This window comes from Yoonia sp. GPGPB17 (genome assembly GCF_037892195.1).
Taxonomy (GTDB): Bacteria; Pseudomonadota; Alphaproteobacteria; order Rhodobacterales; family Rhodobacteraceae; genus Yoonia.
Genome location: NZ_JATACI010000002.1, coordinates 3592905 through 3615357 on the forward strand (window position 1 = coordinate 3592905; position 22453 = coordinate 3615357).

17 protein-coding genes and 3 pseudogenes are annotated in these 22453 nt (G+C 55.7%); 8 read left to right on the forward strand and 12 right to left on the reverse strand.

Annotation, left to right across the window (positions count from 1 at the left end; translation table 11 throughout):
- Positions 1-24 precede the first annotated feature (24 nt).
- From tolB to folD, 8 genes and pseudogenes are all read left to right on the forward strand, one after another.
- Positions 25-1341: a Tol-Pal system beta propeller repeat protein TolB gene (gene tolB, locus QTO30_RS18980; protein WP_340425603.1), complete on the forward strand. Its 1317-nt coding sequence runs from the start codon at positions 25-27 to the stop codon at positions 1339-1341.
- An 81-nt stretch (positions 1342-1422) separates the two neighbouring features.
- On the forward strand, positions 1423-1944 hold the full coding sequence (gene pal / locus QTO30_RS18985; protein ID WP_340425604.1) for a peptidoglycan-associated lipoprotein Pal: 522 nt from the start codon (positions 1423-1425) through the stop codon (positions 1942-1944).
- 22 nt (positions 1945-1966) lie between these two features.
- Positions 1967-2782, forward strand: coding sequence for a tol-pal system protein YbgF (ybgF, locus tag QTO30_RS18990; protein WP_340425605.1), 816 nt, complete (start codon positions 1967-1969; stop codon positions 2780-2782).
- Positions 2773-4047 carry a tRNA lysidine(34) synthetase TilS gene (gene tilS / locus QTO30_RS18995; protein ID WP_340425606.1) on the forward strand — a complete coding sequence of 425 codons (1275 nt, stop codon included), beginning with the start codon at positions 2773-2775 and terminating at the stop codon, positions 4045-4047. The genes ybgF and tilS overlap by 10 nt, the downstream gene beginning before the upstream one ends.
- A gap of 79 nt (positions 4048-4126) precedes the next feature.
- Entirely contained in the window at positions 4127-6046 is a 1920-nt protein-coding gene (ftsH, locus tag QTO30_RS19000) for an ATP-dependent zinc metalloprotease FtsH (RefSeq protein ID WP_445327165.1), read from the forward strand.
- 104 nt (positions 6047-6150) lie between these two features.
- Entirely contained in the window at positions 6151-6729 is a 579-nt protein-coding gene (locus QTO30_RS19005) for an MOSC domain-containing protein (protein ID WP_340425607.1), read from the forward strand.
- Positions 6730-6870: 141 nt separating this feature from the next.
- Positions 6871-8546: pseudogene (locus tag QTO30_RS19010) on the forward strand (formate--tetrahydrofolate ligase).
- Positions 8547-8640: 94 nt separating this feature from the next.
- Entirely contained in the window at positions 8641-9534 is an 894-nt protein-coding gene (gene folD / locus QTO30_RS19015) for a bifunctional methylenetetrahydrofolate dehydrogenase/methenyltetrahydrofolate cyclohydrolase FolD (protein ID WP_340425608.1), read from the forward strand.
- Here the strand turns inward: folD and pdeM are convergent.
- From pdeM to QTO30_RS19075, 12 genes and pseudogenes are all read right to left on the reverse strand, one after another.
- Entirely contained in the window at positions 9531-10175 is a 645-nt protein-coding gene (pdeM, locus tag QTO30_RS19020) for a ligase-associated DNA damage response endonuclease PdeM (protein ID WP_340425609.1), read from the reverse strand. The genes folD and pdeM overlap by 4 nt on opposite strands.
- A gap of 38 nt (positions 10176-10213) precedes the next feature.
- On the reverse strand, positions 10214-12619 hold the full coding sequence (locus QTO30_RS19025; RefSeq protein ID WP_340425610.1) for a ligase-associated DNA damage response DEXH box helicase: 2406 nt from the start codon (positions 12617-12619) through the stop codon (positions 10214-10216).
- A 42-nt stretch (positions 12620-12661) separates the two neighbouring features.
- Entirely contained in the window at positions 12662-13447 is a 786-nt protein-coding gene (locus QTO30_RS19030) for an NAD(P)-dependent oxidoreductase (RefSeq protein ID WP_340425611.1), read from the reverse strand.
- A gap of 71 nt (positions 13448-13518) precedes the next feature.
- Positions 13519-14829: an ATPase gene (locus QTO30_RS19035; RefSeq protein WP_340425612.1), complete on the reverse strand. Its 1311-nt coding sequence runs from the start codon at positions 14827-14829 to the stop codon at positions 13519-13521.
- Between the two features lie 124 nt (positions 14830-14953).
- Complete coding sequence (locus QTO30_RS19040; RefSeq protein WP_340425613.1) at positions 14954-15445, reverse strand: prepilin peptidase; 492 nt, start codon at positions 15443-15445, stop codon at positions 14954-14956.
- A gap of 5 nt (positions 15446-15450) precedes the next feature.
- Entirely contained in the window at positions 15451-16305 is an 855-nt protein-coding gene (locus tag QTO30_RS19045; RefSeq protein ID WP_340425614.1) for a tetratricopeptide repeat protein, read from the reverse strand.
- 27 nt (positions 16306-16332) lie between these two features.
- Entirely contained in the window at positions 16333-16893 is a 561-nt protein-coding gene (locus QTO30_RS19050) for a tetratricopeptide repeat protein (protein ID WP_340425615.1), read from the reverse strand.
- Positions 16893-17857: pseudogene (locus QTO30_RS19055) on the reverse strand (type II secretion system F family protein). Before QTO30_RS19055 ends, QTO30_RS19050 begins: the two are co-directional and overlap by 1 nt.
- Before the next feature lie 8 nt (positions 17858-17865).
- Complete coding sequence (locus tag QTO30_RS19060) at positions 17866-18831, reverse strand: type II secretion system F family protein (RefSeq protein ID WP_340425617.1); 966 nt, start codon at positions 18829-18831, stop codon at positions 17866-17868.
- Between the two features lie 5 nt (positions 18832-18836).
- A pseudogene (locus QTO30_RS19065) lies at positions 18837-20298 on the reverse strand (CpaF family protein).
- Positions 20299-20309: 11 nt separating this feature from the next.
- Entirely contained in the window at positions 20310-21554 is a 1245-nt protein-coding gene (locus QTO30_RS19070) for an AAA family ATPase (RefSeq protein WP_340425618.1), read from the reverse strand.
- 243 nt (positions 21555-21797) lie between these two features.
- Positions 21798-22448 (reverse strand): OmpA family protein, encoded by a 651-nt coding sequence (locus tag QTO30_RS19075; protein WP_340425619.1) that lies wholly within the window; start codon positions 22446-22448, stop codon positions 21798-21800.
- Positions 22449-22453 lie beyond the last annotated feature (5 nt).

Sequence of the window (22453 nt, forward strand, 5' to 3'; positions counted from 1 at the left end):
CCGGACAGGCGGAGTGAGGCAAGGATGATAAAACGACTTTTGACCCTATTGGTAGCGCTGTTGTTGGCGGGCCCGGTATTTGCACAAAGCGGGCCACTGCGACTGACGATCACGGACGGCGTGATCGAACCGATCACATTCGCCGTTCCCAGCTTTGAGGCTGAAACCCCCGCGGCCCAACAAGCCGCATCTGATATCTCACGTCTGGTCGTACAAGACCTTGCTGGGACAGGGCTCTTCCGGGAAGTCCCTGCCAATGCGTTCATCTCTCAGGTTAGCTCCTTTGTGCAGCCCGTCGCTTTTCCAGACTGGCGAGCAATCAATGCGCAGGCCCTGATCGTGGGTGCTGTGAATGTGAGCAGCAATCAGTTGACTGTGAAATTCCGCCTCTATGATGTGTTCTCGGGCCAAGAGCTGGGGCAGGGCCTGCAGTTTGCAGGCACCACAGATGGCTGGCGCCGTATGGGGCATAAGGTGGCCGATGCCGTCTATAGCCGAATCACGGGCGAGGGTGGCTATTTTGACAGCCGCGTTGTGTTTGTCTCCGAAAGCGGCCCAAAGGATGCCCGTCAGAAGCGCCTCGCAATCATGGATTTTGATGGATCAAACGTGCAATTCCTGACGGACAGCAGCAGCATCGTCCTTGCACCGCGGTTTTCACCTAATGGCGACCGTGTACTCTACACCAGCTTTGAAAGCGGCTTTGCCCGTATCAACGTATTGAACGTCGCCAATGTCGGGCGTCAGCAGTTGCAGACTGCCCCGGGGGAGATGGCGTTTAGCCCACGCTTTTCGCGCGATGGGCGTCAGGTGATCTACAGTCTGTCCAACGGTGGCAATACCGATATCTACCGCACGGATCTTGGCACAGGGCAGCATGTACGTTTGACCTCTGCACCGTCTATCGAAACAGCACCCAGCCTGTCCCCTGACGGCAGTCAGATTGTGTTTGAAAGCGACCGATCCGGCAGTCAGCAACTCTATATCATGTCGGCCAATGGCGGCGAGGCACGCCGGATTTCCTTTGGACAGGGCCGTTATGGTACGCCGGTTTGGTCGCCGCGTGGTGACCTGGTGGCCTTCACCAAGCAAAATGCGGGCCGCTTCCACATTGGTGTGATGCGTATTGATGGCTCCGAAGAGCGGTTGTTAACCTCATCCTTCCTTGACGAAGGTCCAACATGGTCGCCCAATGGCCGTGTCATCATGTTTAGCCGTGAAACCCAAGGGGCAGGTGGCACGTCGTCCATGTACTCCGTCGATATCTCAGGCCGGAACCTGAAGGCTGTGCCATTGCAGGGCGGGTCTTCTGACCCCTCATGGGGACCGTTGCAACCGTAACGATGTGTGATTCCCTAATCGGGAAAGCCGTGTTATGGTGAAAAGAAAAACAGAGCAGTCAGATAGACAGGATGAAACCTTATGACAGTTTTTAAGAAAGTGGCGGTTGTGGCACTAGTACTGGTCACAGCGGCCTGTACGAACCCGGATCGTTTTGGTGGTGGCGCAGGTGCGGGCGGCGCTGATGGTGCCGGTCTGAACGGTGGTACGGCTGGATCTGCCAGTGACCCCGCAAGCCCACTTTTCTTCAATCAGACGATCGGCGATCGTGTGCTCTTTGCGGTGGATACATCTACCATCACCCCCACAGGTCAAACAATCCTTGATGGTCAGGCGCAATGGCTGCTGACAAATGCCGACTATCGCGCAGTCATTGAAGGTCATGCGGATGAGCAGGGTACCCGTGAATACAACCTCGCACTTGGCCAACGCCGCGCCAATGCGGTGCGTGAATACTTGGTGTCCCGCGGAGTGCCAACAACGCGCTTGCAGGTGACCAGCTTTGGCAAAGAACGGCCGATTGCTGTTTGTTCCGAGGAAAGCTGCTACGCACAAAACCGCCGCGCGGTTACCGTTCTTTCATTCTCGGCCGTTACCAGCTGAGCCGAACCGGAGAACTTACCTTATGTTGCACCGTATCGCTGTTGTCTGCGCTTTGCTGTTGTCGCCATTCCCTGCCGTGGCGCAGGGAGAGACTTTGGCAGACATTCGACAACAACTGACAGTGCTTTTCGTTGATGTGCAACGGCTCAAGCGGGAGTTGTCAACGACGGGTGGGTTGAACGCTGGTGTCGTGGGCAATACGCCCCTGGACCGTTTGAATGCGATCGAGGCAGAGCTGCAGCGACTAACATCCAAATCCGAACAGCTGGAGTTTCGGATCAACAGTATCACTGTTGATGCTGGTAACCGAATTGGAGATCTGAACTTCCGCCTTTGTGAACTTGAAGAGGGTTGTGACATCGGCACACTTGATGACACGCCACTTGGCGGTATCGATCCGGGCCCCATCGCTGGGGGCGCTGATCCTGTCGCACCAGACAATGGTCCAGCGCTCGCCATCGGCGAACAAAGTGATATCGAGCGGGCGCAGGGGGCGCTCGCCTCTGGTGACTTTCGCGGCGCCGTTGACCAGCTTACGACCTTTGTCGCGACCTATCCGGGTAGTCCGCTGACAACCGACGCGAACTATCTGCGCGGCGAGGCCTTAGAAGGTTTGGGCGAAATCACAGACGCTGCACGCGCCTATCTGGATGCATTTTCTGGTGATCCAGCTGGCCCGAAAGCGCCTGACGCTTTGTTCAAACTGGGATCGTCGCTGGGCCGGATCGGGCAAACACAGGACGCTTGTTTGACATTGGCAGAGGTGAACGTCAGGTTCCCCGGAAATCCGGCAGTGGTTGATGCACAGGCGGAAATGCAAGCGTTGGGATGTCAGTAAAGACGGCATCGGCTGACGTTGCCGCGACGTTTCAAAGGGCGTTACATGACGCATCTTTCTCACATCAAGATACGCTTGGACTTGCTGTATCCGGCGGTGGCGATTCCATTGCGCTGATGCATTTGGCCGCACAGGTACGCGACCCTCACAAACTACGAGCCATCACCGTCAATCACGGGCTGCGACCAGAGGCGCGGGAAGAGATCGCGCTGGTATCGGTACAAGCAGGCCAACTTGGCATCCCGCATACGGTGGTTGATTGGGAATGGGACGGGACGGGAAACCTGCAGGCCGCAGCCCGTGATGGGCGATGGGCGGCGCTACGCGCATGGGCACTGGCGCATAACCTGCGCGAGGTTTGGCTGGGTCATACCGAAGATGATCAAGTTGAAACCGTGCTGATGCGTCTGGCCCGTGGATCTGGCATTGACGGGTTGCGTGCCATGTATCCACACAGCACCCGCGACGGCCTGCATATCCTGCGCCCACTGTTGGGCTGTGCACGTGCTGATCTGCGTGCATGGCTGGCGGACAACAAAATCGGATGGTGTGATGATCCCAGCAACGAAGACCCGCGCTTTGATCGCGTACGTGCCCGGCAGATGTTCTCTCAGCTTGAAGCGTTGGGCCTGACGCGCAAGCGGTTGTTGCAAACGATTGACCATATGCAAGCTGCCCATATCTCCTTGCAAACGGCGGCGCAGGCCTTTGCAAAACGACATGTGCGTCAGGATGCGGGTGATCTACTGTTTGCACCAGAAGCGTTGGATCTCGAAAAAGCAGACGCACCGCGCCGCGTGATGGCTGCCGGCTTTGCTTGGGTTGGCAACCGGACATACCGTCCCCGATTTGAGCAGTTGCAGGCAACCGTGGAGCAGGCACGCCAGGGGGCAACTGTCACACTAGGCGGCTGCATTATGACGCCCGCAGATGGAGGCGTGGTGCGTCTGATGCGTGAAGCGGCCGCAACCAAAGCTGTTCAGCGCGATGCAGGCATACCCGACACCAAAGGCGTATTCTGGGATTCCCGCTGGTTCCTGGAAGGGCCATTGGAGGGCGATATGGTTTACAAGGCACTGGGCGAAGGGATCACCCAATGCCCCGACTGGCGGGCCAGTGGGATGCCGCGGGTGTCACTTCTGGCCTCGCCTGCGGTGTGGCAAAGCGGCGCTTTGGTTGCCGCACCATTAGCGGGTTTGTCCAATGGTTGGTCGGCGCGGATTGTCGCGGATTTCCACACATCTGCGTTTGCCATTGAAGATTAATCATTCGCCTCTATTTTAGGTGAAACGCTTGTGACGCGACTCTGTCGTTCCACTTCCCCATTTCAAAGGAGTTTTCCCCTTGGGCAACGCGCGTAATATGGTCTTTTGGGTCGTCCTGTTTTTGATGGTCCTGGCGCTCTTTAACCTGTTCAGCAGCCCACCGGGCACGACGAGCAGCGAGGCGCGCAGTTACTCTGAATTTGTCGAAGCGGTAGAGGGTGGGCGCGTCACGGATGTGGTCATAGACGGTGAAAATGTACGCTTTGCCGAAGGCGGGCGAACCTATTCCACTATTATGCCGCAAGATGCTGAAATTACACAGCTTTTGATTGATGCAGATGTCCCAGTTGAAGCACGCAGCCAGGAAACATCGGCCTTCCAGTCGTTCTTGTTGAGCTTGCTGCCCTTCCTGCTTTTGATCGGTGTCTGGATCTATTTCATGAACCGTATGCAGGGGGGCGGCAAAGGCGGAGCGATGGGCTTTGGCAAGTCGCGCGCCAAGCTGCTGACCGAAAAGCATGGGCGCGTCACATTTGACGATGTAGCCGGTATTGATGAGGCCAAAGAAGAGCTGGAAGAGATCGTTGAATTCCTGCGCAATCCGCAAAAATTCTCGCGACTCGGGGGCAAGATTCCGAAAGGCGCACTGCTTGTGGGCCCTCCCGGCACCGGTAAAACGCTGCTTGCGCGGGCAATTGCAGGCGAAGCTGGTGTGCCGTTCTTCACTATTTCGGGCTCTGATTTTGTCGAAATGTTTGTCGGTGTGGGCGCGTCCCGCGTCCGTGACATGTTTGAGCAGGCGAAAAAGAACGCCCCATGTATCGTGTTCATTGATGAAATTGACGCCGTGGGTCGATCTCGTGGCGTCGGCATCGGTGGGGGCAATGATGAGCGCGAGCAAACACTGAACCAATTGCTGGTTGAGATGGATGGTTTTGAAGCCAATGAAGGCGTGATCATCGTGGCGGCCACAAACCGTCGTGATGTACTTGATCCTGCTTTGTTGCGTCCGGGCCGTTTTGACCGTCAGGTCACAGTACCAAACCCAGACATCAAAGGGCGCGAGAAGATTTTGGGCGTACACGCGCGGAAAATCCCGCTAGGCCCTGACGTTGATCTGCGGATCATCGCACGCGGCTCTCCGGGTTTCTCGGGTGCTGATTTGGCGAACCTTGTAAATGAGGCTGCGTTGATGGCCGCGCGGGTGGGCCGCCGGTTTGTCACGATGATCGATTTTGAATCGGCGAAAGATAAGGTGATGATGGGCGCTGAGCGTCGTTCGATGGTCATGACCGCTGAACAAAAGGAAATGACGGCCTATCACGAAGCTGGTCATGCCATTGTGGGTATTACGCTACCTAAATGTGATCCGGTCTATAAGGCTACGATTATCCCGCGCGGTGGTGCGCTGGGCATGGTGATGAGCCTGCCAGAAATGGACCGTCTGAACATGTTCAAGGACGAATGCCACCAGCGTTTGGCCATGACCATGGCAGGTAAAGCGGCCGAAATCATCAAATACGGTGAAGATCAGGTCAGCAATGGCCCGGCCGGTGACATTCAGCAAGCCAGCCAACTGGCGCGGGCGATGATCCTGCGCTGGGGGATGTCGGACAAGGTCGGCAACATCGACTATTCGGAAGCGCATGAAGGCTATTCTGGCAACACCGCTGGCTTGTCGGTCTCAGCGCATACGAAAGAGTTGATCGAAGAAGAGGTCCGGAGCTTTATCCAGCAAGGCTATGATCGCGCGTTCAAGATTATCACCGAAAAGAACGAAGAGTTTGAGCGTTTGGCCCAAGGGTTGCTTGAGTATGAGACACTGACAGGCGACGAAATCAAACGCGTAATGGCAGGCGAGCCGCCGCATGCGAGTGATGATGCGGATGATACGCCGCCCTCCGGTGGGACACCTTCGGTGACAGCGATCCCAAAGACCAAGCCGAAAAAACCCCGCGCCTCAGATGATGGCGGGATGGAACCGGAACCATCAACCTGATCAAATCAAAACGCCGCTCTGAAAAGGGCGGCGTTTTTCTTTGGAGCATTGAAGCTGCTGCGCCGCTGACCTAACCATATCGCAACACCGACAAGGAGCGCGATATGCCTGCACTGAAGCCCACAGAAATCACCGGGGAAGTTGTCTGGATCGGCCATGTGCCTGACCGGGACGCATCTTTGCAATCGCAGTCCGCGACAGAGGCGCCGCTGACCTATGCAGGCATTCCGGGCGAAGCACATGGCGGACTGACGCGGCGCTCATGTAGCCGTGTAGTTAGCCAGCATCCACGCGAAACAGAGATTCGGAATGTACGGCAGCTCTCGATTGTATCGGCTGAGGAATTGGCCGAAATTGCTGCGGACTGTGGTGTGGATGCCTTGAATCCTTCACTGGTTGGAGCGTCAATGGTTGTAATGGGCATTCCCGATTTCACGCATCTGCCGCCATCTTCCCGACTGCAACTGCCCGATGGCGCGACCTTGGTGATCGATATGGAAAACCGGCCATGCCACCTACCGGCCAAACCGATCAACGCCGAACATCCCGGCGCTGGTGACAGGTTCAAACTTGCTGCCAGAGGCAAGCGTGGCGTGACGGCTTGGGTTGAACGTGAAGGCCTGGTCCGCGTCGGTGATCCGGTGCGCCTGCATATCCCCGACCAACGTGCATGGGCCCCTTAGTTTCCCATCCGACACAGCTTTAACGCGCGCCGACGATTCCGGCGGTGAAAATGTCGCAATCACGGTGCATACGGCGGTATCCACCCGCTAGAAGCGATGATGAACAAGAATGGCATTTGCCAACGCTCAGGGAAGTCTCTCATGGAATACAAGTCAGATATCGAGATCGCACGCGGCGCTCAAAAGCGTCCAATTCAGGAAATTGGTGCAAAGCTTAACATCGACAGTGATGATTTGCTGCCATACGGCCACGATAAAGCAAAGGTCAGCCAGCGCCTGATCGACAGCGTGCAGGACCGCGAAGACGGCAAGCTGATCCTTGTGACTGCGATCAACCCGACACCTGCGGGCGAAGGTAAGACGACAACGACGGTCGGTCTGGGCGATGGCCTGAACGCGATTGGTAAGAATGCAGCGATTTGTATCCGCGAAGCGTCGCTTGGCCCCTGCTTCGGCATGAAGGGCGGCGCTGCCGGAGGTGGCTATGCTCAGGTCGTTCCGATGGAAGATATGAACCTGCATTTCACAGGCGATTTCCATGCGATCACTTCGGCACACAACCTGTTGTCGGCGATGATTGACAACCATATTTACTGGGGTAACGCGTTGGAGATTGATATCCGCCGCGTGGCTTGGCGCCGTGTGTTGGACATGAACGACCGTGCGCTGCGTCAGATCACAGCGTCTTTGGGTGGTGTGGCCAATGGTTTCCCACGCGAAGCTGGCTTTGACATCACTGTGGCATCCGAGGTTATGGCGATCTTGTGTCTGGCCCGGAACCTGGATGATCTGCAAAAGCGCCTTGGTGATATCATTGTGGCCTACCGCCGTGACCGCAGCCCTGTTTACTGCCGTGACATCAAGGCTGATGGCGCGATGACCGTTCTGTTGAAGGACGCGATGCAGCCGAACCTTGTGCAGACGCTTGAGAATAACCCGGCGTTCGTACACGGCGGCCCGTTTGCAAACATCGCGCATGGCTGTAACTCTGTGACAGCAACCACAACGGCCCTCAAGTTGGCAGATTACGTTGTGACCGAGGCGGGCTTTGGTGCCGACCTTGGTGCTGAGAAGTTCATGAACATCAAGTGTCGCAAGGCGGGCCTTGCGCCATCCTGCGTTGTCGTTGTGGCGACGGTGCGTGCGATGAAGATGAACGGTGGCGTGGCCAAGGCGGACCTGGGCGCCGAGAATGTTGATGCTGTCAACGCGGGTTGCGCAAACTTGGGCCGCCACATCGAGAACGTGAAATCATTTGGTGTGCCTGTTGTTGTTGCCATCAACCACTTCATCACCGACACCGATACCGAAGTCGCCGCTGTTAAAGCCTATGTGGAGACGCAAGGATCTGAGGCGATCTTGTGCAAACACTGGGCACTGGGCTCTGAAGGGACAATTGAGTTGGCTACACGTGTGGCACAGATTGCCGATGCGGGAGAGGCGAATTTTGCGCCGATCTACCCCGATGATATGAGCCTGTTTGACAAGATCGACACAATTGCCAAACGCATCTACCGCGCAGACGAGGTGATTGCGGATAGCAAGATCGCGATCAGCTGAAGAAGTGGGAAGAGCAGGGTTATGGCGACCTGCCTGTCTGCATGGCCAAGACGCAATACAGCTTCTCAACCGATCCGACTTTGCGAGGCGCGCCGACAGGTCATGCCGTGCCAATCCGCGAAGTACGCTTGAGCGCCGGTGCAGGTTTCATTGTTGCGATCTGCGGTGAGATCATGACCATGCCGGGTCTGCCGCGCGTGCCATCGGCTGAGCAGATCATGCTGAATGATGCAGGCGAGATCGAAGGCCTGTTTTAAGTTGATCGGGCGGGGCGACGCTTGACTGCGTCATCGCCCCGCCCACCCTCCCATCAGCCTCCGGCGGAGGCATTTTTGAACATGAGAAGACGTGATGACAGCGACAGTGATTGACGGAAAAGCCTTTGCTGCAAAGGTGCGCGGACAGGTTGCCGAAGGTGTGGCCAAGCTGAAAGAAGAGCAAGGGATCACACCGGGTCTGGCTGTTGTCTTGGTGGGTGAAGATCCAGCCAGTCAGGTCTATGTGCGGTCCAAGGGCAAGATGACTGTCGAGGTTGGCATGACTTCGATTGAGCATAAACTGGATGTCGCGACCTCTGAGGCCGACCTTTTGGCGCTGATTGATCAGTTGAACAGTGATCCTGCAGTGCATGGCATTTTGGTACAACTGCCGCTGCCGGATCATCTGGATAGCGATCTGGTGATCAACAGCATTGATCCCGCCAAGGATGTGGATGGGTTCCATATCTCCAACGTTGGCTTGCTGGGGACGGGTCAGAAGAGCATGGTGCCCTGTACCCCATTGGGCAGTTTGATGATGCTGCGTGACCATCACGGGTCATTGTCAGGCATGAATGCTGTGGTCATCGGCCGGTCGAATATCGTTGGTAAACCGATGGCGCAGCTGTTGCTCGGCGATAGTTGCACAGTGACGATTGCACACAGTCGGACGAAGGATCTGGCCAGTGTTGTGCGTCAGGCCGATATTGTTGTTGCGGCGGTCGGGCGCCCGCAGATGGTGCCGGGTGATTGGATCAAGCCGGGTGCCACGGTGATTGATGTGGGTATTAACCGGATCGAAAAGCCGGAAGGTGGCACGCGTTTGGTGGGCGACTGTGACTATGATAGCTGCGCTGAAGTTGCTGGGGCGATCACGCCCGTTCCGGGTGGCGTTGGTCCGATGACCATCGCCTGCCTCCTGGCCAATACGCTGACAGCCTGTTGCCGTGCAAATGGGCTCGCCGAGCCTGAGGGGCTCACCGCTTAAGCGATTGGCACGGGGATTGCCCTGTGTCCTGTCAGGATGGCAATTGCCTTTTCGCTGAAGAGTTTACGCAGCTCTGGCGCATGGCTGGCCAGACCGCCAGTATAAGCGCCATAGGCTGGCATGATAAGTCGTCGACTATCGTACAAAAAGGTAAGCCTGCTGCGCCCGGTAACACGATGTTTGGGATGGTAATGGCCTGACACCTCGGCAGTTTCCGCGCTGGCGATATGCCTGAACGTCAAGCTGCCGACCGTGACATCTGCCCTATGTGTGCCGCCCATATCAATGGGGCCTGGGTCGTGGTTTCCTTCGATCCAAACCCATGTTTTGCCAGCTTGCAGGCGGGCCAACCAAAGCCGCATGTCTTCATCAAGGCCGGTGGCCGCGTCAAGATCATCAAAGCTATCGCCAAGGCAGATGATCCGATTTGGATTGGTTGCGGCGATGTCCGCTTCCAGTTTTTGCAGGGTCTCGGCGACCTCATAAGGCGGCAGCATGACGCCGCTGCGTCGCGCGATCCGTTCGGATTTACCCAAGTGCAGGTCAGACACGCAAAGCCCATCGTGCTCTGGCAAATGCAGCGCACCAGAGGGCAGGGCAGTGCAATGGGTTTCGCAAAAGACAAAACTGTAGGCGTTCATGCTCTGTTCTTGGGGTATCCGGGCTGGTAGATCAAGGATCAAAGTGAGCTGACGCCTGCTTCCTGCATCAGGCGTGCCGCTTCTTCCTCCAAGAGACGGTCTTGACCAGCACCCGCGACCGCTATGCGACCTTGTTCTAGGAACATGGGGAGGGAAAGCGGTGTAACGCGATCCAACTTCTGGTGGTCGATCCGGCCTGCCGTGCGCGTCAGCATTTCCTCGATCCGTCCGAAATCGACCAAACCGCGCAGCGCTTCTTCGCGTGTGATCCGCATCATCAGGTGGTCGGGGTCGTATTTGGACAGTGTGTCGTAAAGGATGTCAGAGGAGAACGTGGCTTGTCGCCCGCTTTTACGGGCCTGCGGCAGGTTACGTTCGATCAGGCCCGCGATAGTGGCGGCACCGCGAAAGGTTTTCTTCATCACGGCATTGCCTGACAACCACGTTTCAAAATCAGCGCGCATGTTGTCAGGCTTGAAAAGCGGGGCGGGGTCCTCGACCGGGTCCAACCCCCAGATCAGCGTGGCATAGTCGGTGGCCACAAACCCCATGGGGTGCAGGTTGAACTCTTCCATGCGCTGTGTGACCAGCATGCCCAATGTCTGCATCGCGTTGCGCCCGGCAAAGCCGTAGACACAGATATGCTGGCGGCCCTCATGCGGGAAGCTTTCGACGAGGATGCGATCTGCTTCGGGCAATTTGGAATACTGGCGTTGCAGGCCCAGCCATTCGGCGGTGTGGCTGGGCAACTCGGGCCAATCAGGTTGGTCGAACATGCGCAGGATGCGTTGGGATAGCTGGGTAGAGTTTGCAAATTTCGTCCCCATAAAGGTTGCGATCTTGGGCGTTTTGTCCGCGCGGCGCGACACCTCAACCGTCATTTCTTTGAGGCTTTCGTAGCGCACAACCTGCCCGCCAATCAGGAACGTATCGCCGGGGGTGAGTGTGGCGGCGAAGGCTTCTTCTACCTCGCCCAATGGTTTGAAATTGCCCTTCATCCGCACCTTGAGCGTATCAGTATCCTGAATGGTTCCGATGTTCATCCGAATGCGCTGTGCCGCCCGTGGGTCGCGCAGCTGCCAAAGCCCATCGGCGGTTTGCAGAAGCCGTTTCCATTTGTCATAGGCGCGCAGCGCATAGCCACCGGTGGCGCAGAAATCGAGACAGTCGTCAAATGCCGCGCGGGAGAGGGTGCGGTAGGCACCAACGGTCTTAACTTCTTGATACAGTTGGTTCGCGTCGAATGGACCGGCGCAGGCGGTGATCATGATGTGCTGGCAAAGCACATCGCGCGGGCCGGGGCCCTTGGGGTCGCCGTCAAGATCGTTTTCTTTAACGGCTTCAAGCGCGGCGACACATTCGACAACTTCGAAGCGGTTGGCGGGGACCAGCAAGGCCTTGGACGGCGCATTGTAACGATGGTTCGCGCGCCCTATGCGCTGGACCAAGCGTTTGACGTTCTTGGGCGCACCGACCTGCACCACCAGATCAACGTCACCCCAGTCAATCCCAAGATCGAGTGAGCCTGTACAGACAATGGCGCGCAGATCGCCCGACACCATGGCGGCCTCGACCTTTTGCCGCTGTTCGCGGTCAAGGCTGCCGTGGTGGATGCCGATGGGAAGATCGTCGGTGTTGGCGAGCCAGAGATTGTGAAAGAAAATCTCGGCCTGCGCGCGCGTGTTGTGAAAGATCAGCGTGGTTTTGTGCTTCTTGACTTCGTCCAGCACTGCAGGGATCGCGTATTTTGCGCCACCCCCGGTCCAGGGTGGTTTCTCCCGCGTGATCAGCATTGAAATATCAGGATCAGGGCCAGGATCGGCGTTAATGATCGCGCAGGGATCGGGATGGCAAGCAAGTTCAGCCGCGATGGCGTCGGGGTCCTCGACAGTCGCGGACAGCCCGACACGCCGCAGATCAGGGACGAGCGTCTGTAGACGGCTGAGGGCCAGCATCAGTTGATCGCCACGTTTGCTTTCGGCCAAGGCATGGATTTCGTCGACGATGATCCGTTGCAGGCCCTTAAAGATGCGGGGGGCATCTTCGTAACTGGTCAAAAGTGCAAGCGACTCAGGCGTGGTCAGCAAGATGTGCGGTGGGTCCGCGCGTTGGCGGCGCTTTTGCGTGTAGGAGGTATCGCCTGTGCGGTCTTCGATACGGATCGGCAGATCCATCTCAGCGACAGGGGTGCGCAGGTTGCGTTTGATATCGGCAGCCAGTGCTTTCAGCGGCGAAACGTAGAGCGTATGCAGCCCATTGTGCAGTCCGTCAGCGAGTGCGATGAGGGATGGGAGAAAGCCAGCGAGTGTCTTGCCGCCGCCGGTGGGTGCAATCAGCATCAGTGCAGGTTTGTCCGCTTGATCCAGCATCTGTTGTTGGTGCGGATGAATAGCCCAGCCGCGTTTTGTGAACCAAGTTTCAAACTGAGGCGTTAGGGCGGTCATGGGCGTAAAGTGACCCTAACGGTGGGTGCGTCAAGACGCACCTTACGGTTTGCGCCGTGGTGGCAGATTGCGAATGCTGGTTTGAACCGCAAGAGGCAGGGTGATGTTGTCATCCGGCGCGATATCAAGGGCGGCGGCCACGTCTTTCTCAAGGATGCCGATGGTGTTTTCAGGGGTGTACCCATCACGCGCGAACTCGATTTCATCAAAGCCTGAGGCGAGCCAGTTTTGGCCGGAGGCGGTTTTGATCAACGCCAGTAACCTGCCTTCATCAACGCCCTCGGCATCAGCCCAGTCCAGCACAAGGCGGGTCATGGCGGTATTCGAGGCCGCCAAAAGGTTGTTGAGAACCTTGGCCGTCATGCCCGCGCCGAAGGCGCCCATGTGATGCACGTGGTCGCCCATCGCCTTTAGCAAGGGTGCGATCTGATCGGCAGGACCGCCTGTCATGAAGGTCAGGCTGCCGGCGTCAGCCTTGACCTGGCCACCTGACATCGGCGCGTCAATCAGTGTGATGTGATCAGGGATACGGGCGCGTAACGCCTTGACATATTTGGGAGAAAGGGTGGAGCTGATGATGATGCGTTCGAGGCTGTCCGCCCTAGCCACAACGGCCTGATCGTCAAAAAGCAAAGCATCGGTTTCAGCGGTATCGCGCACCACAGTGATCAGCGTCGTCAGCCCATCGACGAATTCAGACAAGTCAAGAGTGACGCCACCCAGCGGGCGCACATCGAAACCACGTGCGTCAAAACCCGCCTGCTGCAGTTTCCGCAACATGCCCATGCCCATCCGACCGCATCCTGCGACGCCAACGATATCAGCCATCTATCCCCTCCAACGCAAAAGGCTTCCCCCAAGGTAGAGGGAAGCCTTTGCATTGGAAACGCCGAAAGACGCTAGTGAATGATCTCTTCTTCTTTCACGAACATGTTGGCCCATGCGCGGTCAATCAGGTCTGGCGACATCTGGTAGGGGATACCCTCAAACTCGCAGATCGAAATCATCTGGTCGATCAGGAAGATCGGCTGATAGTTCGCATAGACGTTGTCGATCTCGGGGTAGCGGACATTCAGCAAGTGAACGAGCGTATCCTCATCAAGCGGCATTTTGCGCTTACGGGCCACCATCGCGAAAATCTTGAGGTAGTCTTCCTGGTTTGGGCCATCGATCTTGATCTTGTAGAAGATACGGCGCAGGGCCGCTTTATCGAAGATCGCGTTGGGGTGGAAGTTGGTCGAGAAGACGACAAGTGTATCGAAGGGCACCTCGAATTTCTCACCCGATTGCAGGGCCAGGATATCCTTGTTTTCTTCCAATGGAACAATCCAGCGGTTCACAAGGGTCTGCGGTGGTTCCTGCTGACGGCCAAGGTCGTCCACGATGAAGATGCCGCCGGTCGATTTCAACTGCAACGGCGCCTGATAGGTCCGGGCGGTTGGGTTATAGACAAGGTCAAGCATCGAGAGCGACAATTCACCACCGGTGATCACAGTAGGACGCTCGCAGCGTACATAGCGTGTGTCGAAACGGCCGGATGTGCGGCGCAGACTGTTGGGGTCGTCAACGTCATCTTCTGCGGCGCTGTGCACAATCGGGTCATAGACGGTGATCACCTGACCAGAATATTCGATCGCGCGGGGCACATAAATCTTGTCGCCCAAAGCATCGCGGATGCCGTTAGATATGGATGATTTACCGTTGCCGGGCGGGCCATACATCAGAATTGAACGACCCGCACTGACGGCCGGGCCAAGGTTGCCCAACAGATCCTCGGGCAGAATCAGGTGGCCCATCGCCGTTTCCAGCTGGTCGCGTGTTAGCTGGATGTTGCGGATCGATTGGCGCTGGATTTGCTGACGATAGATATCCAGTGGGACAGGCATCGCACCGTAGTATTCAGATTGACCCAGAGCATCCAATGCACGGGCACGGCCCGCATCGGTCAGCTGATAGCCCATTTCATTGCCACTGTTGGCGTTCAGCGTACCTGTAGCTTCCAACAGAAGTTGCCCACGCGCCATATCCACCAGTTCTTGTGTCACCGGGATCGGCAAACAGATTGCGCGGCTGATCTTCGAGACCAAATCCAGATTCATACGGAACATGGTCTTGATCAGAATGTCGCGCATCATCGCGAGCGGCAAAAGCATGCCTTCGATGCTACGCGGCGCGGGTGGCGCCATTACACTGGAGGTTTGCACGTTCATATCAGGTCCCGCCTTCGCAAATAACAATGGCCGCAGACTCGGGCCCCGTTTCCGTTAAAGATTAACAGGAACTATGTCAAAATAGTGAATAAAGATGTGCCTGTCCAAGGCATTGACCGATTGCTCAGAGGTAAATCGCAGCAGCTACTAGATATAGTAGCAAAGTCATGCTGAGGGGGAAGCCCTTTGGGAAGTACCAGCCCGCGTTCCAGCTTTTCCATTCGGCCACGGGCCGTTTCAACGGCGTGAGACGGAAGAGGGTGTGCACGGCCAACGCCGCGATCAGACTTGCGGCGAAGATCCGAAGAATAAACTCGATATCTGCCATCACGAAAAAGGGTGCTATGGCGGCGATCAGTTTGGCATCACCGCCGCCCATGAACCGCAACGCCCAAAGCGCCATACAGACGACCAATGCAATGGGGAAATGCAGCCATTGCCAGAAGTACATTTCCCATCCAAAGGCGAAGGGGCCCAGCACACCGTAAGCGATCATCACGACAATCACCGACTTGTTGGTGATTTTCATACTGCGCATATCGTTCCATGAAATGAACAACGCAATCGGGATGATGGCTGGCAGGAACCAGTAAGCGGCCTCTGCTGTGATACCCATCTGGTTTAGTTCACCACGTTGTTTTCGAGAGCTTCCAAGGCGCGTACGGCTTCCTCAAAATAGCGCGGATGGGTGTTGATCGCGTCGTTCAACAGCGATTTTCCGATTGTAACATCGTTTTGCTTGATCGCGGCAAGGGCCATTGTGTGCATCAGTTGTGCGCGTTCGACTTGCGTCATCGGGACCACCGGGATGGTGTAGTTGCGTTGCGCACCACGGGCCAGAACGAGATTATTCTTCGCTGTGAACATATTGCTGTTGAAGCGTAGCGCGTCGGTAAATAGCCGCTCTGCCTCGCCGTATTCACCGCGGGTGAGTTTCGAGAAACCCCAGTTGTTGTAAACTGTGGCAGGGCGCGTCGTCAGCCCAACCGCTGTTTCATAAAAGCTGTCGGCCTTTTCCCACTGCTGGCGGCTGTCGGCAACCATGGCTTCCAACCGATAGCGTTTGAAGGTTTCATACGTCGGGGGCACCGTATTCAGCGTTGCTGCGGCGTCATCCCATTGGTTCGCACGAACAAACGCGTCGGCTAGATCGACGCGGTCTGTGTTAGTGGCTTCTTCGTTGGCGACGACCACTTGCCAGGCCTCGATCGCGTCATTGGCGCGTTTTGCGCGGACCAGTGATTTGGCCAAACCACGCTGCAAATCAATGCGTCCAGGATCGCTTGCGTTCGCGTTCGCAAAGTAACGAACGGCTTCGTCAGGGTCGCCAACCGTCAACATTACGTCATTGAGATTGGTTTCATCGACGACGTTGATATCGGCCAAGGCGCGTTCGACCTCTGCTTCGCCGGATTTTTCACACGCAGACAACCCAATGGTTGCCGCGCAAAGCGTCAGTAAAATGGGGTGGCGCATGTTTCTGCGTCCTTTTGCTGCTCTTGCCTATAGGTCCGACATCAATACAAAGTCGCCTGCACCGCGCCGGATCAGATTAAAGTTCTGATTTTCTTGTATCGCATTATTGCCCGGATTTTCCAATTTTGCGAGCGCTAAGCGCAAATTGTCGCGGATTTCATCGGAATTTCCGCTATCTGCGGCAAAAGCACGTCGAAAAACTTCACTCGCTTCGCCGATTTCGCCGCGTTCCATCAGGATGACACCCAGATTGTTCCAGGCAGGCGGGAAAGTGGGATCTTCTTCTACGGCACGCCGCAACCACCGTTCCGCCTGACCCAGCCGACCAAGGTTGAGGTTGGCAGACCCGATAGCTGACATCGTATCGACGTTCAGGCCTTGCGCAGCAGCGGCGCGGTTATAGGCCTTAAGAGCAAGTTCATACTCACCCGCTGCCATCAGACGATGCCCCACAATCAGCCCATCCGCGCTTTCGCCGCGGGCGACCCCGGGCGCAAAGACACCATCGGACGAACGATTAAGGCCGCCTGATGTACAGGCGGCCAGAGACAGCAGAATAAGGCCAAAGAAAACGGGCCTGATCATCATCAACCCAAGCTTTGTACAATCGCGTAGATGGAAGGACCAATCAGCATCGCCATCAGCGGTGGTACGGTCAACATCATTGTGGCCAGCGTCATCTTCGTGGGTAGTTTATTTGCCTTTTCTTCTGCACGCATAACCCGCTTGTCGCGCATCTCTGCGGAGTACACGCGCAGCGCGTCTGCGATGGACGTACCAAATTGCGCTGACTGAACAAGAACTGTGACAAAGCTTGTGATGTCCGGCACGCCACAGCGGTCGGACATATCCCTGAGAACAGTGTTCTTGTCTTTACCGGCTTTGGCTTCCTGGCTGACAATTTCGAACTCTTCAGCGAGTTCAGGAAAACCCGATTTCATCTCGCGGGCAACGCGGATGATAGATTGATCAAGCGACTGACCGGCTTCAACACATACCAGCATCATGTCAAGGCTGTCTGGAAACGCATTCTCAATCGCTTCTTGGCGCATCTGCTGACGTCGCGTGACCCAGTACTTCGGCAGCAGATATCCGGCACCGCCAGGGATCATGATCCACATCACCAATTGCTGTGTCGTCACCTCTGCGGTGCCCGACATCTGCACAAGCGAGTAAGCGCCGCCACACAGAAGTCCAAAAATGCCCAAAGCAAACTGCAAAAAGTTATAGATGCGGACCGCGTTGTTGCTGCGGTAGCCCGCCTGCATCAACTTCAGTTTAACAGCAGAGTACTCCTCCGCGTTTTGCGGTTCGAGGAAGTTTGAGTATTTTTCAAGCTTGTCTTTGCTTGCCGCAGAACGCAGTCGTTTGTCATTCGCTTTGTCAGACTTTGTCGCATTGCCAGCCACCTTGATCTTATCAAGCGGGTCGACTTCCTTTTGAGCAGTACCGGAAGCGTGATCAGGATCAAAAAGACGCCAAGCAAACCGACAATCATCAGTGGCCCAAATGGCCCCAGCACATCGGTAATCATTGTTTGAATGTTTTCCATTTCGCCCCCTATACCTTGATGTTCACCAAGGCGCGCATTACCAGCAGGTTCACGACAAGGAATGCCACAACGATCAGAACAGCAGGAATGAACAGCGGGCTTTCCATGACGTCGTCAAAGTAGTCTGGTTTTACCAAATTGATAGCCATCAGTGCAAGAATAGGGAACGCTGACAGCAGATTGCCTGACCACTTTGCTTCGGCTGTAATTGCCGCGACGCGACGGAACAAACGGAAGCGGGCGCGGATTACCTTCGCCAACCCATCAAGGATCTCAGCCAGGTTACCACCCGACGTCTGTTGAATCGTCACAGCTACAGCCAAGAACCGCATGTCCTGATTATCCAAGCGCTCCGCCATGGATTTCAGCGTTTCGCCCATGTCACGCCCATAAGCGGCTTCGTCAGAGATCATACCCATTTCGGTGCCCAATGGGTCGGCAATTTCGCGGGCGACAATCGCAATGGCGGATGAAAACGGATGTCCTACGCGTAGCGACCGGACCATTAGTTCGACGGCTTCGGGCAATTGTTCGGCCAGCATATTCATGCGCTTTTTGGCCTTGTTGCTTACCCACACAAAGATACCGCCAACACCCATCAATACGGCGACGAGACTGCGAATTGGCACACCCACGCCCGTTAGCATGGTCAGCAACATGAATGACACGCCACTGACAACAAACATCATGATAATCAGCTGTATAGGTGTAAATGCGATATTCGCCTTCTGCGCCCGATCCGCTAGCAACGCATAAATCGGGATGCTTTGCGACTTCATGTGCTGCGTCATCTCCTTGCGGAGTTGGTCAAGCACCTGTTCGCGGCTGCCACCCTTATCAAGCATATCAAGGCGGCGGTTCACTTTACCGTCCATGCTGATCGACTTGCCAAAGATGACAAGGTAGGCACCCTGAACGAGTGCCAGAACGGCGACAAAGATCAGAATGTAGATGAGTGGTTCGACTGAAATCATGTCGCTTACTCCGCAACCATCGGTTCAAAGATCGCAGATGGCAGATCATAACCCCAAAGTTTGAACCGCTCGGAGTAGTGGCTGCGTACGCCCGTCGCAGTGAAGTGGCCAATGATCTTGTTGTCAGGTGTCAAACCAACGCGCTGGTAACGGAAGATTTCCTGCATCGAGATAACGTCACCCTCCATACCGGTAATTTCGGTGATGGAGGTCATGCGCCGCGAACCATCCTGCAATCGTGAGGCCTGCACAATCAGGTTCACAGCTGATGAGATTTGACTGCGCATCGCTTTGATGGGCATCTCAATCCCGGCCATCGCGATCATGTTCTCCAGACGCGACACGCCATCGCGTGCGCTGTTTGCGTGAATTGTGGTCATGGACCCGTCATGACCTGTGTTCATGGCCTGCAACATGTCGATCACTTCCTCGCCACGCGTCTCACCCACGATGATGCGGTCTGGACGCATACGTAGTGCGTTCTTCAAACAATCGCGCTGCGAAACACCGCCCCGGCCTTCCACGTTTGGCGGCTGGCTTTCCATCCGGCCAACGTGTGTTTGTTGCAGTTGAAGTTCGGCCGTATCCTCGATTGTCAGGATACGTTCATCATCATCAATGAAGCCCGACAGAGCGTTCAGCGTGGTTGTTTTACCAGAGCCCGTACCACCGGATACGATCACGTTGAGACGGGTTGAAACAGCCGCTTGCAAATAGGCGGCCATTTCCTCGGTGAAGGCGCCAAATTTGACCAGTTCTTCAATGCCCAGCTTGTCTTTCTTAAATTTACGAATGGACACGAGTGATCCATCAACCGCAATTGGCGGTACCATGGCGTTAAAACGCGAACCATCAGCCAGACGGGCGTCAACGTAGGGGTTCGATTCATCTACGCGGCGACCCACAGCTGACACGATCTTATCAATAATGCGCAGCAGGTGACGTTCATCTTTGAATGTGATGTCCGTCAGTTCTAGGTTCCCGTCGCGTTCCACAAAAATCTGCTGCGGGCCGTTCACCAGGATATCGTTAACTGTCTCGTCTTTGAGAAGAGTTTCGAGTGGGCCCAGACCAGTAACTTCGAAAAACAAGTCCTGGCTCAGAGTTTGCCGCTCGTCGCGGTTTAGGACGATCCCCATGTCTTCAAGGGTTTCGTTGGCAATCGCGTTGATCTCTGTGCGCAGCTCTTGTTCAGAGGCGCTATCAAGTGCGGCCAGGTTAAGATTGTCCAAAAGCGCCTTGTGCAATTCTAGCTTGATCTCGCCCAATCGCTCTTTGCGGCGTTTTTCCTTGTCCATCGGGGCCGCATCACCCGGACGGCGGGCTTAGCGCAGTCTTAATAAGAGGCTGACGCGTTTCCTCTGGCTTGGCTGCTGCCAATACGGCTGCATCAATTTTTGATGATGCGGCTGGTGCAGGGTTGGCTGCATCTTTCGGAAGAGTTGGTTTTTTATACTTTGAAAACATAGCGGTACCTCTTAAGCTCTTGCTTCTGTTGCATCAGCTTCATTCACTTCATGAATAGATTTCGCAAGCTTCAGGATTTCTTTGCGAAGGGCATTTTTGGCAATCGTCTCAGACAACGGCGCGCCATGGTCCGTAGCTTGCATGACTGGTTTCCCACCATCGGGCAGTTGAACCTCGATAGAGATGCCCAGATTGTCGGACAACCGTTTGACCCGGCTTTTCCCATTCATGTCGGTAAAGCCGGGTGCGCGGTTCAAAACGAACCGGATCTTTTCAAAGGGTAGGTCTTCCGATTGCAGCGCGCGTTTGAGGCGCAACGTATTCTGTGCTGAGCGCATATCCAGCTCAATCATGGCGAAATAGACATGCGCCATTTCAAGGACCGTCTGTGACCATTCCACCATGGTCGATGGCATATCAATGATCACGTAGTCAAAATGGCTGCTTGCCATCTCAATCACCCGACCAATGTCCTCTGGTGTGATCATGTCCAATGGAATCATGTCCATCGGCGCCGTCAACACATGCAGTTTGTCGCCAAATGTCAGCATGGCCTGCATGAATGATTCACCATCCATCGCAGCGGTGTCGGTCAATAATTCTAGAACCGCTTCGCGGCGTGGAAGGTCGAGATATGTTGAGGCGGAGCCGAATTGAAAATCCAGATCAAGCAAGCAGACCTTGGGTGGTTCATCGCCGTCGATATTCGCCAGTTCCCAAGCAAGATTAACCGCCATCATCGAGGCGCCTGTGCCACCGGCAAGCCCATGAACTGGTATCACAACACCGGATCGATCACCGGTAGCCTTGAAATTCTTGTCGCCGCTTTGCGGGACCTGCGGTTCCTCTTTGGTAAGAACACGCTCAATTGCGCGGGCAAGTTCATTTTCGGGCAAGGGGTAGGGGACAAACTCATCGCCGCCTTCACGTAAAAGCTGGTGCAGTGCCGTTGGACTAACGTCTTCGGCGATCAGGATGACTTTGATCTGCGCTTCTTTTGCTGCACTGATGACTTCTGAAATGCCAGAGAGGTTGTCCTCATCTTCCGCATCCATTGCGATCGTCACAAATTGCAAGCTCTTTGCGTCGGGTTGGCCCAGAAATGCCGCCGCATCGTCAAAACCCAAATCGCCCCAGGCATCACCCAAGGCGGCTTCCATATCTTCGATCAGAAGGTCGAAATTCTGCACGTCTCGGCTGATCGTACAGGCAACAATCTGTGGAGGATCGCTTTGGACGACCGGGCTTGTATTCATGTCTTTGATGTCCCCATCACGTAATTAACTGTCAATGTATGCCACAGATAGAGGCAAGCCTAGCATAACACACTGGTTTGCCCACATCTCTGCAGCAAGTTACTCGTATGATCCAAACACTACTGGGAATCTTGTCGATAATAGGACCAAATCAGAGCTACTGTGCAGAAACTTGATACGATTTGCAATTCTTTGGTCGAAAGTTGACGCCGGGTCTGCGGACCCGGCGTCAAGAGGGCAGAGTTAGCCGCCTGTTGCCGCAGCCTCGGTCGAGGTCTCTTGCTGTGCGCTTGCAACGTAGTCGCGGAAGATGATCGCGGCATACTTGCCGTTTAGCACCAGAGGGTCGTTCTCAACGAACCCAGTAACTTCTGTGACAGTGCGGCGGTTGCGACGCTCGCGACCTTCGGTCACAACGAGTGGCTGTGTTTCACCAAATGAGACGACGGCCTCAAGACGGCTGCGATCAATGCCCTGCGAGGACAAGAACGATACAGCGGCTTGTGCGCGGCGCAAACCTAGCGAGCGGTTGTAGCTTTGACTGCCGACAAGGTCGGTGTGACCATAGACCTTGAAACGTACTTCGGGGAACTGACGGATCCAATCGGCCTGCTTCATCAACGTATTCCGTGCATCAGCATCCAATACGGTTGAGTTGAACGCAAAGTTGACCGTTGTGTTCACTTCTGCTGCAAAACGACGCGCCAAGTTGATTGTGTAGTCCTGCGCACCGGTTTGTACGAGACGGTTGTTCATTGTGGCTTCGCCAAAATCACCCGAATCGAGAGCGGAGCCAGCTTCGGTAAAGAATGAAGCTGCGCCAATCTGCCTGTCCGCTGACGAACAGGCGCTAAGTGTTACGGCTGCAATGGCCGCTGTGATTACATATTTCATCGACT

What these genes read in the sequence shown, in the direction of transcription:
- tolB (WP_340425603.1), top strand. Translation starts at nt 25, where the DNA reads ATGATAAAACGACTTTTGACCCTATTGGTAGCGCTGTTGTTGGCGGGC.
- pal (WP_340425604.1), top strand. Translation starts at nt 1,423, where the DNA reads ATGACAGTTTTTAAGAAAGTGGCGGTTGTGGCACTAGTACTGGTCACA.
- ybgF (WP_340425605.1), top strand. Translation starts at nt 1,967, where the DNA reads ATGTTGCACCGTATCGCTGTTGTCTGCGCTTTGCTGTTGTCGCCATTC.
- tilS (WP_340425606.1), top strand. Translation starts at nt 2,773, where the DNA reads ATGTCAGTAAAGACGGCATCGGCTGACGTTGCCGCGACGTTTCAAAGG.
- QTO30_RS19005 (WP_340425607.1), top strand. Translation starts at nt 6,151, where the DNA reads ATGCCTGCACTGAAGCCCACAGAAATCACCGGGGAAGTTGTCTGGATC.
- folD (WP_340425608.1), top strand. Translation starts at nt 8,641, where the DNA reads ATGACAGCGACAGTGATTGACGGAAAAGCCTTTGCTGCAAAGGTGCGC.
- pdeM (WP_340425609.1), bottom strand. Translation starts at nt 10,175, where the DNA reads ATGAACGCCTACAGTTTTGTCTTTTGCGAAACCCATTGCACTGCCCTG.
- QTO30_RS19025 (WP_340425610.1), bottom strand. Translation starts at nt 12,619, where the DNA reads ATGACCGCCCTAACGCCTCAGTTTGAAACTTGGTTCACAAAACGCGGC.
- QTO30_RS19030 (WP_340425611.1), bottom strand. Translation starts at nt 13,447, where the DNA reads ATGGCTGATATCGTTGGCGTCGCAGGATGCGGTCGGATGGGCATGGGC.
- QTO30_RS19035 (WP_340425612.1), bottom strand. Translation starts at nt 14,829, where the DNA reads ATGAACGTGCAAACCTCCAGTGTAATGGCGCCACCCGCGCCGCGTAGC.
- QTO30_RS19040 (WP_340425613.1), bottom strand. Translation starts at nt 15,445, where the DNA reads ATGGGTATCACAGCAGAGGCCGCTTACTGGTTCCTGCCAGCCATCATC.
- QTO30_RS19045 (WP_340425614.1), bottom strand. Translation starts at nt 16,305, where the DNA reads ATGCGCCACCCCATTTTACTGACGCTTTGCGCGGCAACCATTGGGTTG.
- QTO30_RS19050 (WP_340425615.1), bottom strand. Translation starts at nt 16,893, where the DNA reads ATGATGATCAGGCCCGTTTTCTTTGGCCTTATTCTGCTGTCTCTGGCC.
- QTO30_RS19060 (WP_340425617.1), bottom strand. Translation starts at nt 18,831, where the DNA reads ATGATTTCAGTCGAACCACTCATCTACATTCTGATCTTTGTCGCCGTT.
- QTO30_RS19070 (WP_340425618.1), bottom strand. Translation starts at nt 21,554, where the DNA reads ATGAATACAAGCCCGGTCGTCCAAAGCGATCCTCCACAGATTGTTGCC.
- QTO30_RS19075 (WP_340425619.1), bottom strand. Translation starts at nt 22,448, where the DNA reads ATGAAATATGTAATCACAGCGGCCATTGCAGCCGTAACACTTAGCGCC.